Below are 16,669 nucleotides of genomic sequence, written 5' to 3' on the forward strand. Positions count from 1 at the left end.
GAGGGGCGCCGTTCTCCTACCCACCCGTCCTCGTACCCGTTCTCACACGCGCACGGCGAGCAGATAAAAACGCGTGATCTGAACCTCGTTGAGGTTGTCGTCCGAGACGAGATAGAGAGGCCGCCAGCCCTTCCGTTTCCCCGTGGTCCACGGCTCACCGAGCGCCATTCCTTCCGCGTTCTGGAGCAGCGGGTTGGCCTGCGGGCCCTTCGTCGCCACCTGCCCCGGGTCGCCGGGCGGGCACTCGGCGAGGTCGAAGAGCTTTTCGCTCCGTACGAACTCGTCGGCCGGCCTGCGGAACAGCGCCTGCTCCCCCGTCACGTCCTGCGCGCCCGTGAGCGACAGCCGCTGAACGCGGACCGCGTTGCCGATCCCGACGGCGTACTGCCGCTCCAGCGCCAGCAGTTGGTCCGCGCCGACCGCCACCAGTTCCGTCAGGTAGAGCCCGTCCGCGGCCCGGTAGGCGTATTGCCGGTCCGGTACGTACGTTCCGCCCGGCGTGCCCTTGTAGCGCTGGATGCGCAGCAGGTTGCGGCCGCGTGAGTCGCCGTCCTGAGACAGGGACGCTTCCATTCCGGCGTACAGATGCCGGCCGTCGGGAGAGAGCGCGAGCGCCTCGATGGTCCGGCCGGTCTGGGCGCCGCCGACGGGCCAGGGTTTGAACTCCTTCGGCACGGGCAGGTCGGCACCGATCTGGCGGCCGGTCGCCAGGTCGAATCTGCGGATGGCGGGGCCCGTCTCGGCCGCGACGAGGATCGTACGGCCGCCCTTCTCGACGACCAGCGCCTCCGCGTCCATCCAGGCGGGCAGTCTGCCGCCGGGCGCGGGGCGCAGGGTGGTGGCGGTCCGCGCCGAGGGTTCCAGGGTGTCGGCGCTGCCGGAGGGGCCGAGCCGGAGCGGGAACACCCGGTTGAATTCGTTGTCGGCGAGTGCGAGCGCCTCGCCGTTCCCGCCGGGGAGGAGTGCGAGGCCCGAGAGGCCCGCCAGCTTCTCGCCGTCGGCCTCCTGCTTGTTGAGCACGTCGGAGTGGTCGAGCAGGAAGGCCCCCGTGGCGCACTGCCCGGTCGCCGGGACCGGCTCGCGGGTGTGCTCCTGCCACCGGTCGACGGCCGGCATCGCGGCGAACCCGATCCCGAGCCCGAGCGCCCCGGCCACGACGGCCCACGGCCAGCGCCGCCCGCGCGGCGCGGGGGCGAGGGGATCGGGCGCCAGCAGCGGCGGCAGTACGGCGAGATTGCGGACGAACTCCAGGTCGCCGACGCCGTTCTGGCTCTCGTCCTGGGGCTCTTGCGGGGTGGGCAGATCGTCCCGCTCGACGACCCGGTCCCTGACCTCCCGGAAGACGGCGTGCAGCCCGAGCATCTCCGGACCGTCCGGGATGCCTTTGCGCAGTACGTCGACGAGCTCCCCCGTGAAGGCGCTGCACTCGTCCGGGTCGGGCGCGTGGGACGGGCGGTCGTGGGTCGCGGAGGTCATCACGTACGAGCCCTTGATGTCCCGCAGCGTCTTCACCGCCGCCCGCACTCCGAGGTCCGCGGCCACGGTCCCGGTCGGCGACATCTGGAGCACCTTGCCGCTGAAGCAGCAGTCGAGGATCAGCACCCGGCGCATCGCGGCGCCGTTGCCCTTCATCGCGCGGCGCACATAGCCCGCGTCCACGCAGGTCTCCGGCTTGTCCTCACTGGAGCCGGGGAGGGTGAGGCAGAGCCTGCTGTCGTCCCGGTCGAGCAGGCCGTGGCCCGCGTAGTAGACCAGGAGGGTGTCCATGGCCTGCTGGGCCGCGACCCTGATCGGGTCGCAGATGTCGGCGGACGTCCTCGGGTTCGAGACGGTCACGATCCGGTCTTCGGGGATGCCCCAGACCGACCTGTCGGTCAGCGCCGCGCGCAGTTCGATGAGGTTGTGGCGGACGCTGCGCAGCGGGGCGAGGCCCTTGCCGCCGGGGTATTTGTCGACACCGATCAGTACACAGGCGGAGCGGGCCGGGTCGATCCGCTGCGACCCGCTGTCCGGTAACGGCGTGGGGCCCGCGGGGCGGACGGCGGCCGTCACGGGAGGTGCCTGTCGGGGCGCGGTGGAGTGCCGTCCGGGGAGCCGGGGTCGACTGCCGCTGGAGGCTCGGGGGCGACTGCCGCTGCGGGTTCGGGGGCGGCCGGCGCTGCGGGCTCCGGGTCCGGTTCGGGCTCCGGCGGGGTCTGTCCGTGCGCGCGCATGATCTCCGCGATCCGCTCGGCGTCCGCGCCGAAGACATTGATCGTGATCGGGCTCCGCGGCCTGCGTGCCCGCCGCCACGCGTCGAACGAGAGCGGCAGCTGGGCCACCGCGGCGGCCGTGGACACCAGCGCGGCCACGGCTTCCGCGTCGATTCCCATCCGCCCCGGCACAGCGGTGCCTTCCGCGACCTTGTCGATGCGCGCGTGACCGCGCAGCGACAGGTCGTCCGAAAGCCACTTGTACAGGGACCGCAGATCCGCGTCACAATCCGGTCCCTCGGCCAGCTCGAATCTGATCTCCGTACCGTCCATGCGGTCCACGCGACTCCCCGTGCGCTCGGTCCCGTACAGGGTGGCGCGCGTCACACACACCCCACCCGATACTGGCACAACTGGCATGAAAGATCCGCCGGTTGCGGCCAGAAGCGAGGGAGAGCGAAGAGGAGTGGCCGGGGGGAGGGTCAGCCCGCGGCGGCGATACGGCTGCCGGGCGAGGAAGCCTTCAGTTCCATCTCGCGCCGCCTGCGCCTCGCCAGCACCACCCGGCGCTCGGCAGCGGTCAGGCCGCCCCAGACGCCGTACGGCTCAGGCTGGAGCAGCGCGTGCTCCCGGCACTCGACCATCACGGGGCATCGCGCGCAGACGCGCTTCGCGGCCTCTTCCCGCGCCAGCCTCGCGGCCGTCGGCTCCTTTGACGGGGCAAAGAACAGCCCGGCTTCGTCCCGGCGGCACACCGCCTCCGTGTGCCAGGGGCCGGCCTGATCCCGGGCCGGCGCACGCTGCGACGGAACGGCGGCGACCTGCAGGGACTGATGCGGCGGAAGCGGCACGGTCTACTCCTGACGACGGCTTCGGGAGCGAGCAGCGATGCAGCACTCCCTACCCGCTGTGCGCACGCCTATGCACAGGGTTTCGAACCGTCTCGGCTCGCGTCAGTGTCCGAGGTGTTTGCGCATGCGACCGCGCAGGTCCGCGACGCGCTTTCCGCGCTTGGGTTTCGCCTCGATGTTGCCGAACACCGAGTAGCCGTTGACCACCACGACCGGCGCCTCGGGGTCGTTGGCTTCGAGGGTGTCGACCTCGAAGTTGCCGAAGATCCCGGTACCGCCGCCGCGCAACGTGATGTTCTCGGGGACGCGCACTTCGACGTTGCCGCAGATCGAGGTCACGTTGATCACCGTCAGCCGCTGGCCGAAAAGCGCCTCGGTGAGGTCGATCTCGACGCTGCCGAAGAGCGCGAAGGCGTTCGTCCTGCCGCCGATCCGCCAGCGGCCCTTGCGCGTCGAGCCACTGAAGACGGCGACCAGGTTCTCCGCCGCGGCCGGCACCGAGGGATCGACCGGGTCGTACGCCGCCGGGGCCGGCTCGCGCCGGGCCCCGCCGCCGGGGGCGGGCAAGTCCTGGACCAGGGGCTCCAGTTCGGCGACGGTCTTGGCGCGGTAGACCGAGTCGATACGGTCGGCGTGCTCCTCGGCGGTCAGCCTGCCCTCGACCATGGCGTCGCGCAGGATGTCCGCGATCCGGTCGCGGTCCGCGTCCGACGCGCGGAGGGCCGGCTCCCGGGGAGCAGGCTCGGCGGGCACCGCGGGGGCGTTCGGCTGCGGCTGCTGGGGGTGCTTCTCGGCGTCCACCGCCCCAGCGTACCCAAACGCGATAGATCGCGACTAGTGCGCACGTCCGCCAACTGAGCCTTACCTCACAGACCCGGCGCTCCGCCGGAGTCTTACGCTGGTGGACGGGCTGCGCCAATGGAGGCCAGTTGCCGTCTGCCGAGTGAGGAATGGCCGTAATGCCAGAGTTTGCGTACTCCGATCTGCTCCCCCTGGGAGAGGACACCACGCCGTATCGCCTGGTGACCGCCGAGGGTGTCTCCACCTTCGAGGCCGACGGCCGTACGTTCCTCAAGGTTGGCCCCGAGGCGCTGCGCACCCTGGCCGCCGAGGCGATGCACGACATCTCGCACTACCTGCGGCCCGCGCACCTCGCCCAGCTGCGCCGGATCATCGACGACCCCGAGGCGTCCTCGAACGACAAGTTCGTGGCACTGGACCTGCTGAAGAACGCGAACATCGCGGCTGCGGGCGTCCTGCCGATGTGCCAGGACACCGGCACGGCGATCGTCATGGGCAAGCGCGGCCAGAACGTCCTCACGGAGGGACGGGACGAGGAAGCCCTCTCGCACGGCATCTACGACGCCTACACCAAGCTCAACCTGCGCTACTCGCAGATGGCCCCGCTGAACATGTGGGAGGAGAAGAACACCGGCTCGAACCTGCCCGCGCAGATCGAGCTGTACGCGACCGACGGCGGCGCGTACAAGTTCCTCTTCATGGCGAAGGGCGGCGGCTCCGCCAACAAGTCCTTCCTCTACCAGGAGACGAAGGCGGTCCTCAACGAGGCCTCCATGATGAAGTTCCTGGAGGAGAAGATCCGCTCGCTGGGTACGGCCGCGTGCCCGCCGTACCACCTGGCGATCGTCGTCGGCGGCACGAGCGCCGAGTTCGCGCTCAAGACCGCGAAGTACGCCTCCGCGCACTACCTGGACGAGCTGCCCTCGGAGGGCTCGCCGACCGGCCACGGCTTCCGGGACAAGGAGCTGGAGGAGAAGGTCTTCGAGCTGACGCAGAAGATCGGCATCGGCGCGCAGTTCGGCGGCAAGTACTTCTGCCACGACGTGCGCGTGGTGCGCCTGCCGCGCCACGGCGCCTCGCTGCCCGTCGCGATCGCCGTGTCCTGCTCGGCGGACCGCCAGGCCGTCGCGAAGATTACGGCTGAGGGCGTCTTTCTGGAGCAGCTGGAGAAGGACCCGGCACGGTTCCTGCCGGACACGACGGATGAACACCTCGGCGAGGCTGCCGAGGCCGGGGATGTCGTACGCATCGACCTGAACCGGCCGATGGACGAGGTCCTCGCGGAGCTCACCAAGTACCCCGTCAAGACCCGTCTCTCCCTCACCGGCCCGCTCGTCGTCGCCCGCGACATCGCGCACGCCAAGATCAAGGAGCGGCTGGACGCGGGCGAGGAGATGCCGCAGTACCTGAAGGACCACCCGGTGTACTACGCCGGGCCCGCGAAGACGCCCGAGGGTTACGCGTCCGGCTCCTTCGGCCCGACGACGGCCGGCCGCATGGACTCCTACGTCGAGCAGTTCCAGGCGGCGGGCGGCTCGAAGGTCATGCTGGCCAAGGGCAACCGCTCGAAGCAGGTCACGGACGCGTGCGGTACGCACGGCGGCTTCTACCTGGGCTCGATCGGCGGCCCGGCAGCGCGTCTCGCCCAGGACTGCATCAAGAAGGTCGAGGTCGTCGAGTACGAGGAGCTCGGCATGGAGGCGGTCTGGCGGATCGAGGTAGAGGACTTCCCGGCGTTCATCGTGGTCGACGACAAGGGCAACGACTTCTTTAGTCCGCAGCAACTCTCCCAGCCCACGTTCATGAGCATCCCGGTCCGCACAGCGGACTGACCCAACAGAGCGGTCTACGGAGCCCCCCTGCGTCCGCCGGGGGGGCTCCTGCGTGAGCGGCTGCCGGTTCCAAGTGCATGCATGAGCCCCGCCGCCCTCGGGCGGGCAGCGGGGCTCCGGGTGCTTCGTGGGGGTCTACCGGGGAGGAAGCTCCCCGCCACGGACGGCAGAGACGAACGAACTGAAGGCGGCAGCGGGGAAGACGAGAGCCGGACCTTGAGGGGCCTTTGAGTCCCGGATCGGGACAACGCCAGCGGCAAGGAAGGTGCGGGCGAACTCGACGCAGTTGCCGCCGTCGGTGTTGCTGTACGACGACTTGAGCCACTCGGCGCGGGACAGGTCAGGGGTGTTGCTCATGAGGTAGTTCCTCCATCGCGGATCTGATCAGCGCCGCTGTGCGCCGTGGCGACAGGGCGTGCGCCCTGAGCAAATCGTATGACCGGAGGCGGGTGCTGACAGTGTCTGGGTCCTCGATCAGCGCGCCTGAGTTGATCCCTTCCTCATAAGCGACCATCGCCCCGCCAGCCAACGTGAGGAGGGTGAGCGATCCCCCGAGCAGAGCATGTTCCCCATGGGCGAATGGGAGAACCTGAATGACGCTTGTGGGGGCATCTACGCGAGGCAGTAGCTCGGCAAGCTGACCACGCATAACTTCAGGCCCTCCGATGGGACGCCGAATGGCAGCCTCATCCATGATCACCGAAAGGTCGGGCGCGGTGTCGGCGGTGAGTATCGCCTGGCGACTGAGCCGAGCACGAACCTTTTCATTGATCTCGTCGTCACTCCCTCGGGGATTGCCGACCTTGAAGAGCGCACGTGCGTACGCATCCGTCTGGAGCAAACCAGGCACGACGTGACCGGCGTACTCGGCGATGACCTGGGCCTGTTCTTCAAGCTCCATGCGCTTGCGGTATCGGTCGGGGAACCACTCGTGCCGGGCAATGCCGTACAGACGTGCGAAGTGGCCGTCTGTGCCGAAGGCTGCGTCCAGCTTCTCGGACAGGTCGGGCGGCGGCATGTGCTCGGCTGCTTCGATGCGGGACAGGTGACTACTTGAGTAGTTCACGATCTCCGCTAACCGATCAAGCGACATGCCCTCGGCCTTCTCGCGACAGCGCCGGATCTCCGCTCCGTACAAGTGCCGCGCGGAGGCGTCCGGCGTGAGTTCGCGCGGTCTACGTCCCATGGCAACTCCCTTTTTCCCAGGCTGCGTTACGGGAGAAATCTCCCTGGTGAGCGTACGGGGAAACCCCCAACCTTGGGTTGAGCACGAGCCAATTGCAGCCACGACGTGAGGGGCGCAGGGACCATGGCGGATCACCTACCGAAGCGGCCACCCCGTGACGACCTGACGAAGCTTGAGGCTGACATTGATCGGCTTGACTTCTGGAGACTCGCGCCGGAAACGGTGAGCTTCCCCGACTGGGTGACGCTGCCTGCGGAAGTCCCACACGGTCCGTACGTCACCCCGACTAAGGCACTCCTCAAGGAGGTTGAGGCAGGGTTGGAACGGTTGGCGGAATGCGAGATCGGGACCGACCTTGAGCCCGTGCCTGTCACGGGATGCGACGTCTGCGCGGCGCTGAACAGGCAGCGCGAGTCCGCACGCGCCGTCGGGAGCTGGGCGACGGTCAAGAGCTGCAATGCCGAAATGACCAATCACACGCACCGCAGGGCGGACCGGTCATGAGCCTCGGATACCGGGTTGTTCGACCCCGGCGAGCTGAACAGAGATCACCAAACTTCGGCAGTCCACTCGACATTGACCTAGGCATGGTCGTCGTTGACCGGGATGACGACATGGTGGGCAGAGTCCGTGCCGTGCACGGGAAGTACGTCGAGATTGAGCGCCCCGCCGGATTGCGGTGGACCACGAACTACACCCGCCTCCGCCGGGCGACCGAGTACGAAGCCCGGCAGCTTAGGGCACTGGCGAAGCTGCTGCGTGATCAGCGGCGAGGCAGGCACCCGCTCCCCTAGATTTCGTCCCTGCCGGACGAATCCGCAGAGGTTCCCCCGACTTCGCGCAATCCCGGCAGGGACGGATTAAGCCCCCGCCCCACGGGCGGGCTATTACGCACATAACGGCAAGGAGATCAAGAGCCATGAGCGTGATCACAAACAGCGGCGGCGACAAGCTTCCCGGTAATCCCTACCCCGGCCCGCACCAGCCACCGACCCCCGATGGTGGCCCCGGCGTCCCCAACCCGCCCAAGATCTACGCGGTCGCCGCGCGGTGAGCACCGATACGCACGAGACACGTCCCAGCCTTACCGAGCTGGGACGTGTCCTCATGTCTGGTGACGCCCTTTCATCGGATTGGGCACCTACGTTCGCGGCCGTGCCCCGCTCGGCGTTCCTGCCGGAACTGATGTGGCCCTTCGATATGCGCGCCGGCAAAAGCGTGGCCATTTCGAAGAGCGACGATCCGACGGCATGGTTGGGGTATGCGGATTCTGACGTTCCGATCGTCACACAGTGGGACGACGGTACGCACAACGGCATAGAGCCGGGGCAGGTTTCAACTAGCTCTGCCTCTATGCCGAGCGTCGTGTTCCGGATGCTTCGGGACTTGGAGGTACAGCCCGGTAACCGAGCCATGGAGATCGGCACGGGGACGGGCTGGAATGCCGCTCTGTTGGCGCACCGATTGGGTGCGCAGAACGTCGTCACGGTCGAAGTTGACGATAGCGTGGCCGAGCAGGCTCGAACGGCTCTCGACCGGTTCGGGCTGCCCGTGCGCGTCGTCCACGGTGATGGCTTCAAGGGGTTTCCGGACGGGGCACCGTACGACCGGATCATTGCCACATGCGGTCTTCGGTCTATCCCGTTCGCGTGGGTGCAGCAGTGCAAACCGGAAGGGGCCATCGTTGCCCCCTGGGGGACGCACTACAGCAACGGTGATGCGGTCGCCCGACTCGTCGTTGCCGACGACGGAGAGAGCGCTTCAGGGCACTTCACGGGCCCTGTTGAGTTCATGAAGCTCAGGGCACAACGTCGCCCGCACGTGGACCATGACGCGTACGTGACCGGCAGCGTGGCCGATGGCGACGAGTCGTCAACAGATATCACCGAAGAAGAGTTCATCGGCGGGCAGTTCGGCCCCGAACGCTTCGCCCTCGGGCTCCGAATTCGCGACTGCTGCCACACCGTGGCCGAGAAACATGACGGGGCACGGCCTGTGTGGTTCTACGGGCTCGGCGATCATTCGTGGGCCTGCGTCATGTTCCGCGACGGGAAGAGCGCACGGGTCTGGCAGTCGGGTCCTCGACGACTGTGGGATGAGGCCGAGGCTGCATTCCGCTGGTGGGAAGGCAAGGGAAAGCCGGGGCATGAGCGGTTCGGGCTCACCGTGAAGGCGGAAGGGCAATCCGTATGGCTGGACGACCCGTCCCACTCTTGGCCTTCTTGAGACCGAGGAAGCACTGATCCGCATTTCGGCGAGCGGCGCACAGTTCTCAGGCATAAAAAAATGAGGGCACCCAGCCGGCGGCTGGGTGCCCTTCAATTTGGTTGTTCTGCAACTATGCGGCTGCTGCCTTTAGGATCTGCACCGAAGCAGCCTCGGCAATGGAAACGCCCGCCACACGCATGGTCAGCTTGAAGCCGACTTCATCTGAATCAAACCGCGCATCTTCGCTGATCTTCACCTGAGCATTCCGGCGCAGTCCGACCACGATTCGCGAAGCATCTGCAACGACGACCGTCTTGGCAGGCAGGAAGCCCGACACAAGAACGGGCAGGCCCCATGCGGTCGAAGCGGGGGAATCGGTCGGAGAGCCACCCTGGTAGGCACCAGAGCCGGAGCCTTTTCCTTCCGGAGAGCCGCTGCCATATCGGTAGAAGCCCACACGACGGACGGGCGGCCGTTCACTGCTTCAATACGCGACACGCTGTCTGCGAGATCGTCATAGGTCACCGTGACCTTTCCGGCCCCCAGAGTCGTGGACGTGCCCTGTGCGACGATGCCCTTAATGGGGTTGGCACCCGATCCGGTAAACGCGTCAGAGTCGAACTTCAGACTTGCATCTCGAAGCAGGTTGTCAGCGATGATGCGACGAAGGTCAACGGCCGAATCCTCAAGAACTTCAGTAGAAGCCCACTGGATCTCACCGATCTTCTTCGCGGCGAACTTGATCTCTCCCCAGACCATCTCCCCTTCGGGGATGGGCTGCCCTGCGGCTCACGGAGTCACCGGACGGCCGGAGCACCAAGGTCGTCACCGAGACCCGCGTCGTGTGCACCGATCCCGCGGCGCGGCGGGCGATGGGGCGCTACTGGCTGCTGATCCGTCCGTTCAGCGGCCTCACCCGGAGGCTGATGCTCGGGGAGCTGCGGAAGCGGGCGGCGGCGTGAGCAGGAGCCCAAGGGTGGCGGCGCTGCTGGATGCCGCCGTCTCGGTCATCGCCGCCGAGGGTCTGCGCGGCCTCACCCACCGGGCGGTCGACGCCCGGGCGAACGTGCCGGTGGGCTCGACGAGTTACTACTTCCGCACCCGCGAGAAGCTGCTCGCCGGCGTCGTCGCACTCATCGCCGAGGAGGAACTGGCCGACATCGGACAGGCCGAAGTGGCCGAGGAGTTCGCGTCCGCCCCGCCGGTCCGGCAGGTGGCCGACCGGTTCGCGGGCGTACTGGCCCACTGGCTCGGCCCGGAGCGAGAACGCACCCGGGCCCGGCTGGAGATCCTGCTGACCGCCGGCCGCCCCGACGACGAGACCGGCGCCGAACTGCGGCGCGCCAGGGAACGCTTCGTCGAGCAGGCGCAGCTCCTGGCGGCCGGGCTCGGCAGCCGGAACCCGGTGGAGGGCGGGCGGATCGTCGTGGCGTTCGCCGAGGGGCTCACCTACGACGGGGTGGTGCGGCCGGGGCCCGACACCACCGACCGGGCCACCCTGCGGCGGGCACTGGAAACCGTCCTCACCGCCCTGGCCGCACCGCCGCAGGGAGCGGAAGAGGGCGGGTGAGGCCCCCCGGCGGGCCGGGGGCGGGGGAGACCGGGGGGCCGCCGCGCGTGCGCGTGCGGTCTTATGGAAACGCACAGGAAATAACGGGATCATGCGGGGCCGGCGCGTGCGCGATGCGCGTGCGGGGCCTCGGCCAGCCGGGGCCCCGCACGCCCGTCAGGCGTCAGGCGAAGCGCTGGTTCGCCGCTCCCGTGCACGGCTGGAGCTTCAGCGGATCCTTCGCCGCCGCCAGCGTCACGCACAGGCCCGTCGCCGCCGCCGGGCGGATCGTGGAGCCGTCCCGTACGAACTGCTGGTTCGCCGCGCCCGAGCAGTTCCAGAGGACCAGTCCCGCACCCGCCTGGTACTTGGCGCCGGGGACGTCGAGGCACCGGTCATGGGTCAGTTCCGTACGGACCGACTTCTGGGCGGTGTCGTACCACCAGCCCTGGTTCCGGCCGCCGTGGCAGTCCCAGCCGCCCACCGCCGTCCCGTTGCGCGTCGTCGATCCCGGTACGTCGGCGCACGTCCCCGTCCCCGCGTTCCTCAGCGGCTTGTACGCGTCGTCCCACGCCCCCGCGAACAGCACAGGCTTTCCCGTACTCGCCGGGTCCGCACAGCTCGCCTCCCGCAGCGAGGAGTTGTAGACCTGGGTCAGGCAGGACGCGAAGGCCGCGTGGCCGCGGATGTTCGGGTGGAAGGACTGGCGGACCGAGTTCTCGTCCGGGGTGCCGGGCTTGGAGAGGTCGATGTACAGGCCGCGCGCCCACGGGTCCTCCATGCACACCTCGTGGCCGTGGAAGAGGCGGGAGTTGTCGAGATAGACGGAAGCCGTGTTCGCCGCCGCCCTGCGCATCCCCCGCTCGAAGGCCGAGACCGCGGTGTTGCGGCCCCAGGTCGCGTCGGAGTCGTACCCCGCACAGCCGCCGGGGATCTTGCCGGGGAAGTCCGGGTTGTCCTTGAAGTCGGGGCCGATGGGGCTCGGGTAGCCCATCACGACCATCTTGTAGTCGCCGTCGGCGTACCCGGCGCCGCGCATGACGGTCCGCAGGTCACGGACGGTCTGCTCGACCTTGGGCACGAGTGCGTCGACACGCCCCTGCCAGCCGGGCGCGTACTTGGGCTCGCAGGGTCCCTGGATCGTCAGCCAGCGCGTGACGCAGTCCGTCATCACCGGGCCGAACTGGAGGTCGTCGTTGGCGCCGGCGACCAGCAGGACCATCTTGATGCGGGTGTTGCGGGCCTTGACGGCCAGGTTGTCGCTCTGGACCAGCTCGTCGGCGTACTGCTTGCTTCCGCCGATTCTGATGTTTCCGGTGTAGGCGCCCGAGCAGGAGACGTTGTACGTGACGTCGGCCGGGATGCCGGTGCGGTGGATCGCGGCGTCCGGCGAGCGGTGGCACCAGTTGTCGGGGCCGTTGGTGCCGGGCTCGTACGTGCCGACCCCCTCGCCGGAGATCTCGCTGTCGCCGAGCGAGATCAGCCCGGTCTTCCGCTGGTCCATCGGCCGCTCGGCCGGGTCGCCGTAGAGCCTGGTGGCCTCGGCGGCGCGGACGGCCTCCAGTTCGGCCGGCAGGGGGGTGGAAGCGGATGCCGCCTTGTCGGCGGCGGTGGCGGGGGCCGTCGCCACCAGGCCGCCGCCCATGGCCGCCGCGAGTGCGGCGGCGGCCGCGACCGTAGAGCGAAGTCTGAGCCGTGTGCGCTGCATTGCGCCTCCCCGGTTTGTTGTTACCCCCGGTATTTACTGGTGGGTAGGCGACTTGGGAATACGCAGAACAAGACAAGTGCTCAACTTTTCCGAGGAGGCACGTGATCATGACGACCGACGACCACCAGGACGACTACCGCGTCGAGCACGACTCGATGGGTGAGGTACGCGTACCGGCCCACGCCAAGTGGCGCGCCCAGACCCAGCGGGCCGTGGAGAACTTCCCCGTATCCGGGCAGCGCCTGGAGCGCGCCCACATCGAGGCCCTCGCCCGCATCAAGGCGGCTGCCGCCCTGGTCAACGCCGAACTCGGCGTACTCGACAAGGACATCGCGCAAGCGGTACGGGAGGCGGCCGAAGAGGTCGCGGAGGGGCGCTGGGACGAGCACTTCCCGGTGGACGTCTTCCAGACCGGCTCCGGCACGTCCTCCAACATGAACATGAACGAGGTCGTCGCGACGCTCGCCACCGAGCGTCTGGGCAGCCCGGTCCACCCCAACGACCATGTCAATGCCTCCCAGTCGTCCAATGACGTGTTTCCGTCGTCCATCCACATCGCGGCGACCGCCGCCGTGACGGCCGATCTCATCCCCGCCCTCGACCACCTGGCGGCTGCGCTGGATCGAAAGGCGGCCGAGTTCGCGGACGTCGTCAAGTCCGGGCGTACGCACCTGATGGACGCCACTCCGGTCACCCTGGGCCAGGAGTTCGGCGGCTACGCGGCGGCCGTGCGGTACGGCGTCGAGCGCCTGCGGGCCTCCCTGCCGCGCCTGGCGGAACTCCCCCTCGGCGGTACGGCGGTGGGCACCGGCATCAACACCCCGCCCGGCTTCTCGGCCGCCGTCATCGCCGAGGTCGCCCGCTCCACCGGACTGCCGCTCACCGAGGCGCGCGACCACTTCGAGGCGCAGGGCGCGCGAGACGGGCTCGTCGAGACGTCCGGTCAGCTGCGTACGATCGCCGTCTCCCTCACCAAGATCTCCAACGACCTGCGCTGGATGGCCTCCGGACCCCGCACCGGATTGGCCGAGATCAGCCTTCCCGACCTCCAGCCGGGCTCGTCGATCATGCCCGGCAAGGTGAATCCGGTCATTCCCGAGGCCGTGCTGATGGTCGCGGCCCAGGTAATGGGGAACGACGCCACGGTCGCCGTGGCCGGCGCCGCGGGCAACTTCGAGCTGAACGTCATGCTTCCGGTGATGGGCAAGAACCTGCTGGAGTCGGTGCGGCTGCTCGCAAACGCCTCCCGGCTGCTGGCCGACCGTACGATCGACGGCATCACCGCCAACGTCGAACGCGCCCGCGAGTACGCCGAGTCGTCGCCTTCGGTCGTCACGCCGCTCAACAAGTACATCGGCTACGAAGAGGCCGCGAAGGTCGTCAAGAAGTCCCTCGCCGAGCGCCGGACCATCCGCGAAGTCGTCCTGGAGTCCGGGTACGTCGAACGCGGCGACCTCACCGAGCAGCAGCTCGACGAGGCACTGGACGTGCTGCGTATGACGCACCCGTGACCTGGGTCGCGGCAAGCGGCGGGCCGTACTCCTAAGATCTGCTCATGACAGATACGGCGGGCGGTGCGGGCGGGGCGCGTTGGGCGCCGGGGGACCACATCCTCTGGCGCTACCGCGGCAATGCCTCGGACCGGATCCACATCTGCCGTCCGGTCACGGTCGTGCGCGACACCGACGAACTGCTCGCGGTGTGGATGGCGCCCGGCACCCAGTGCGTGCGGCCCGTGCTCGCGGACGGCACTCCCGTGCACGAGGAGCCGCTCGCCACCCGGTACACGGCGCCGCGGACCACCACCACCTCGCGGTGGTGGGGCACCGGCGTGCTGAAGCTGGCGCGGCCGGGCGACCCCTGGTCGGTGTGGCTGTTCTGGGAGCGGGGCTGGCGATTCAAGAACTGGTACGTGAACCTGGAGGAGCCGCGCACCCGATGGGCGGGCGGCGTCGACTCCGAGGACCACTTCCTCGACATCGCCGTGCACCCGGACCGTGCCTGGTGCTGGCTCGACGAGGACGAGTTCGAGCAGGCCCGCCGGGTGGGGCTGCTGACCGACGAGCAGGCCGGGCGGGTACGGGACGCGGGGCGCGCGGCGGTCGGCCTGATCACCGCGTGGGGCGCGCCGTTCCGCGACGGGTGGGAGAACTGGCGGCCGGATCCGAGGTGGGCCGTTCCCCGGTTGCCCGATGACTGGGACCGCACTCCTGTTCACATCGCTCCATGAGACCCTTGAAACGCCCCCATGGGTCAAACGTAGGATCGCCTTCCGCAACACTGAGCGCACTGATCACATTGAGCTCTCTGGCAACTGGCGGGCTCGGAGCAAGAGCTGACCGTATGTCACCACAGGGGGTGGGAGCCGTGCCGGAGAGCGAATCTGCCGAGTTCAGGGCCCACCGTCCTGTCGAGGCCGCCCGCAGAGCGGGTATATCGCCACACAAAGCGATTGCATCGCACAAGCTCCCCGGACGGACGGAACCCCACGCGTGACGGAGCACCAGTCCACCTCGCACGAAGGCCGGCAGCCCCTGGTTGCCCGGCCGCACGAGCGCACCCGGCCGCGGCAGGAGGAGGCGCCCCCAACGGTGCCGAGCCCCGCGCCCGCTCCTGTGCCGGCCGGCGGCGGGTCTCCGGAACCGGCCGCGGCGGCCAGGAGCGAAGGTGACCGGCTGCGGTTCGTGGGGGCGGCGACGCGGCGGATCGCGCGCGGCATCGACCTCGACGAGATCGTCCTCGGGCTGTGCCGGGCGTCCGTGCCGACCTTCACCGACGCGATCCTCGTCTATCTGCGCGACCCGCTCCCGGTCGGCGACGAGCGTCCCGCCGTACCGTTCATGCTGCGCCTGCGCCGCACCGACCGGCTGCGTTTAGCGGACGACGGGGCCGAGGAGATCGACCTCCAGGTCGAGCCGCTGCCCGCTCCGCAGCTGTGCGAGGTACGCAGCGGAGGCGCTCTCGCCGAAGTACTCAGAGGCGTACGCCCGGTGTTCGGCGACTCCTCGTCCGCGCGGGCGGCACTGCCCGAGCTGCTCGGCGAAGCCATGGGCCTGCCCGACGGGCGCCGCGCGATCCTCGCGCCGCTGCGCGGCAGGCGCCGCGTGATCGGCGCCGCCGTGTTCCTGCGCCGCCCCGAGCGGCCCGCCTTCGAGGCCAACGACCTGCTGGTCGCCGCCCAGTTGGCCACGCACACCGCGCTCGGCATCGACAAGGCCGTGCTGTACGGCCGCGAGGCGTACATCGCCGACGAGCTCCAGCGCACCATGCTGCCCGACTCGCTCCCGCAGCCCACCGGCGTCAAGCTGGCCTCCCGCTACCTGCCGGCCGCCGAGACGGCCCGTGTCGGCGGCGACTGGTACGACGCGATCCCGCTGCCGGGCAGCCGGGTCGCGCTGGTCGTCGGTGACGTCATGGGGCACTCCATGACGTCCGCCGCGATCATGGGCCAGCTGCGGACGACGGCGCAGACCCTCGCCGGTCTCGACCTGCCGCCGCAGGAGGTCCTGCACCACCTCGACGAGCAGGCGCAGCGGCTCGGCTCCGACCGCATGGCGACCTGCCTGTACTGCGTGTACGACCCGGTCTCGCACCGCATCACCATCGCCAACGCGGGGCACCCGCCGCCCGTACTGCTGCACCTGGGCGGCCGGGCCGAGGTGCTGCGGGTACCGCCGGGCGCGCCCATCGGCGTCGGCGGGGTCGACTTCGAGGCGGTCGAGCTGGACGCCCCGGCGGGCGCCACGCTGCTGCTGTACACGGACGGCCTGGTCGAGTCGCGGCTGCGGGACGTGTGGACGGGCATCGAGCAGCTGCGGGAGCGGCTCGCCGCGACCGCGCAGCTGACGGGACCTGATCACTCGCCACCCCTTGAGGCGCTGTGCGACGACGTACTGGACATGCTCGGGCCCGGTGACCGGGACGACGACATCGCGCTGCTCGCCGCCCGCTTCGACGGGATCGCGCCGAGCGATGTCGCGTACTGGTTCCTGGAGCCGGAGGAGCAGGCGCCCGGCCGGGCCCGCCGCCTGGCGCGGCGGGCGCTGGCCCGCTGGGGTCTTGAGGAGCTGAGCGACTCGGTGGAGCTACTGGTCAGCGAGGTGGTGACGAACGCGGTGCGGTACGCCGAGCGGCCCGTGACGCTGCGGTTGCTGCGTACGGACGTACTGCGCTGCGAGGTCGGCGACGATTCGCCGCAGTTGCCCAGGCAGCGGCGGGCGCGGGACACGGACGAGGGCGGGCGCGGGCTGTTCCTGGTGAACCGGCTGGCGAGACGGTGGGGCGCTACGCGGCTGTCGTCCGGCAAGGTGGTCTGGTTCGAGCTGGCCACGCGCCCGTAGCC

At 69.3% G+C, this 16,669-nt stretch carries 16 protein-coding genes and 1 pseudogene; 8 read left to right on the forward strand and 9 right to left on the reverse strand.

Annotated features, from left to right (window positions below):
• Window positions 1-42: 42 nt before the first annotated feature.
• From J7E91_RS20330 to J7E91_RS20345, 4 genes are all read right to left on the reverse strand, one after another.
• Window positions 43-2,052, reverse strand: a complete 2,010-nt coding sequence (locus tag J7E91_RS20330; protein WP_214906788.1) for an esterase-like activity of phytase family protein — start codon at window positions 2,050-2,052, stop codon at window positions 43-45.
• Window positions 2,049-2,579 (reverse strand): hypothetical protein, encoded by a 531-nt coding sequence (locus J7E91_RS20335; RefSeq protein WP_214906790.1) that lies wholly within the window; start codon window positions 2,577-2,579, stop codon window positions 2,049-2,051. Before J7E91_RS20335 ends, J7E91_RS20330 begins: the two co-directional genes overlap by 4 nt.
• Before the next feature lie 95 nt (window positions 2,580-2,674).
• Window positions 2,675-3,043: a WhiB family transcriptional regulator gene (locus tag J7E91_RS20340; RefSeq protein WP_214906792.1), complete on the reverse strand. Its 369-nt coding sequence runs from the start codon at window positions 3,041-3,043 to the stop codon at window positions 2,675-2,677.
• Between the two features lie 102 nt (window positions 3,044-3,145).
• A complete protein-coding gene (locus J7E91_RS20345; protein ID WP_214906795.1) occupies window positions 3,146-3,844 on the reverse strand; it encodes a DUF1707 domain-containing protein in 699 nt (232 codons plus the stop codon).
• Window positions 3,845-4,002: 158 nt separating this feature from the next.
• Here J7E91_RS20345 and J7E91_RS20350 point away from each other — a divergent pair, with 158 nt between their 5' ends.
• Window positions 4,003-5,676: a fumarate hydratase gene (locus J7E91_RS20350; protein WP_214906796.1), complete on the forward strand. Its 1,674-nt coding sequence runs from the start codon at window positions 4,003-4,005 to the stop codon at window positions 5,674-5,676.
• Window positions 5,677-5,811: 135 nt separating this feature from the next.
• Here J7E91_RS20350 and J7E91_RS20355 read toward each other — a convergent pair whose 3' ends face one another.
• Together J7E91_RS20355 and J7E91_RS20360 are read right to left on the reverse strand one after the other, a co-directional pair.
• Entirely contained in the window at window positions 5,812-6,033 is a 222-nt protein-coding gene (locus J7E91_RS20355) for a DUF397 domain-containing protein (RefSeq protein ID WP_214906798.1), read from the reverse strand.
• The gene (locus tag J7E91_RS20360; protein WP_308376818.1) at window positions 6,017-6,769 is read right to left on the reverse strand and encodes a helix-turn-helix transcriptional regulator; all 753 of its coding nucleotides are present in this window, start codon (window positions 6,767-6,769) and stop codon (window positions 6,017-6,019) included. The genes J7E91_RS20355 and J7E91_RS20360 overlap by 17 nt, the downstream gene beginning before the upstream one ends.
• A 680-nt stretch (window positions 6,770-7,449) precedes the next feature.
• On the opposite strand from J7E91_RS20360, the gene J7E91_RS20365 reads away from it, so the two are divergent.
• From J7E91_RS20365 to J7E91_RS20370, 3 genes are all read left to right on the forward strand, one after another.
• Entirely contained in the window at window positions 7,450-7,656 is a 207-nt protein-coding gene (locus J7E91_RS20365; protein WP_214906802.1) for a hypothetical protein, read from the forward strand.
• A 125-nt stretch (window positions 7,657-7,781) separates the two neighbouring features.
• Window positions 7,782-7,916 (forward strand): hypothetical protein, encoded by a 135-nt coding sequence (locus tag J7E91_RS36800; RefSeq protein WP_285439107.1) that lies wholly within the window; start codon window positions 7,782-7,784, stop codon window positions 7,914-7,916.
• A gap of 53 nt (window positions 7,917-7,969) precedes the next feature.
• Window positions 7,970-9,088, forward strand: a complete 1,119-nt coding sequence (locus tag J7E91_RS20370) for a methyltransferase domain-containing protein (RefSeq protein ID WP_214906804.1) — start codon at window positions 7,970-7,972, stop codon at window positions 9,086-9,088.
• A gap of 112 nt (window positions 9,089-9,200) precedes the next feature.
• Here J7E91_RS20370 and J7E91_RS36100 read toward each other — a convergent pair whose 3' ends face one another.
• Together J7E91_RS36100 and J7E91_RS37350 are read right to left on the reverse strand one after the other, a co-directional pair.
• Window positions 9,201-9,527 (reverse strand): phage major capsid protein, encoded by a 327-nt coding sequence (locus J7E91_RS36100; protein ID WP_308376819.1) that lies wholly within the window; start codon window positions 9,525-9,527, stop codon window positions 9,201-9,203.
• Between the two features lie 17 nt (window positions 9,528-9,544).
• A pseudogene (locus tag J7E91_RS37350) lies at window positions 9,545-9,829 on the reverse strand (phage major capsid protein); the annotation flags it as partial.
• Window positions 9,830-10,028: 199 nt separating this feature from the next.
• Here J7E91_RS37350 and J7E91_RS20380 point away from each other — a divergent pair.
• Window positions 10,029-10,640 (forward strand): TetR/AcrR family transcriptional regulator, encoded by a 612-nt coding sequence (locus J7E91_RS20380; RefSeq protein WP_214906808.1) that lies wholly within the window; start codon window positions 10,029-10,031, stop codon window positions 10,638-10,640.
• 163 nt (window positions 10,641-10,803) lie between these two features.
• Here J7E91_RS20380 and J7E91_RS20385 read toward each other — a convergent pair whose 3' ends face one another.
• Window positions 10,804-12,327 carry a ricin-type beta-trefoil lectin domain protein gene (locus J7E91_RS20385; RefSeq protein ID WP_214906811.1) on the reverse strand — a complete coding sequence of 508 codons (1,524 nt, stop codon included), beginning with the start codon at window positions 12,325-12,327 and terminating at the stop codon, window positions 10,804-10,806.
• Window positions 12,328-12,434: 107 nt separating this feature from the next.
• Between J7E91_RS20385 and J7E91_RS20390 the strand changes: the two genes are divergently transcribed.
• The 3 genes from J7E91_RS20390 (at window position 12,435) to J7E91_RS20400 (ending at window position 16,667) form a co-directional block, all read left to right on the forward strand.
• Window positions 12,435-13,838 (forward strand): aspartate ammonia-lyase, encoded by a 1,404-nt coding sequence (locus tag J7E91_RS20390; RefSeq protein WP_214906813.1) that lies wholly within the window; start codon window positions 12,435-12,437, stop codon window positions 13,836-13,838.
• Between the two features lie 44 nt (window positions 13,839-13,882).
• Window positions 13,883-14,557 carry a DUF402 domain-containing protein gene (locus J7E91_RS20395; protein WP_214906816.1) on the forward strand — a complete coding sequence of 225 codons (675 nt, stop codon included), beginning with the start codon at window positions 13,883-13,885 and terminating at the stop codon, window positions 14,555-14,557.
• A 262-nt stretch (window positions 14,558-14,819) separates the two neighbouring features.
• Window positions 14,820-16,667 (forward strand): SpoIIE family protein phosphatase, encoded by a 1,848-nt coding sequence (locus tag J7E91_RS20400; RefSeq protein ID WP_214906818.1) that lies wholly within the window; start codon window positions 14,820-14,822, stop codon window positions 16,665-16,667.
• Window positions 16,668-16,669 lie beyond the last annotated feature (2 nt).

This window comes from Streptomyces sp. ISL-99 (assembly GCF_018614005.1).
GTDB lineage: Bacteria > Actinomycetota > Actinomycetes > Streptomycetales > Streptomycetaceae > Streptomyces > Streptomyces flavidovirens.

What these genes read in the sequence shown, in the direction of transcription:
- J7E91_RS20355 (WP_214906798.1), bottom strand. Translation starts at nt 6,033, where the DNA reads ATGAGCAACACCCCTGACCTGTCCCGCGCCGAGTGGCTCAAGTCGTCG.
- J7E91_RS20360 (WP_308376818.1), bottom strand. Translation starts at nt 6,769, where the DNA reads ATGTCGCTTGATCGGTTAGCGGAGATCGTGAACTACTCAAGTAGTCAC.
- J7E91_RS20350 (WP_214906796.1), top strand. Translation starts at nt 4,003, where the DNA reads ATGCCAGAGTTTGCGTACTCCGATCTGCTCCCCCTGGGAGAGGACACC.
- J7E91_RS36800 (WP_285439107.1), top strand. Translation starts at nt 7,782, where the DNA reads ATGAGCGTGATCACAAACAGCGGCGGCGACAAGCTTCCCGGTAATCCC.
- J7E91_RS20395 (WP_214906816.1), top strand. Translation starts at nt 13,883, where the DNA reads ATGACAGATACGGCGGGCGGTGCGGGCGGGGCGCGTTGGGCGCCGGGG.
- J7E91_RS20370 (WP_214906804.1), top strand. Translation starts at nt 7,970, where the DNA reads ATGTCTGGTGACGCCCTTTCATCGGATTGGGCACCTACGTTCGCGGCC.
- J7E91_RS20385 (WP_214906811.1), bottom strand. Translation starts at nt 12,327, where the DNA reads ATGCAGCGCACACGGCTCAGACTTCGCTCTACGGTCGCGGCCGCCGCC.
- J7E91_RS20390 (WP_214906813.1), top strand. Translation starts at nt 12,435, where the DNA reads ATGACGACCGACGACCACCAGGACGACTACCGCGTCGAGCACGACTCG.
- J7E91_RS20365 (WP_214906802.1), top strand. Translation starts at nt 7,450, where the DNA reads ATGGTCGTCGTTGACCGGGATGACGACATGGTGGGCAGAGTCCGTGCC.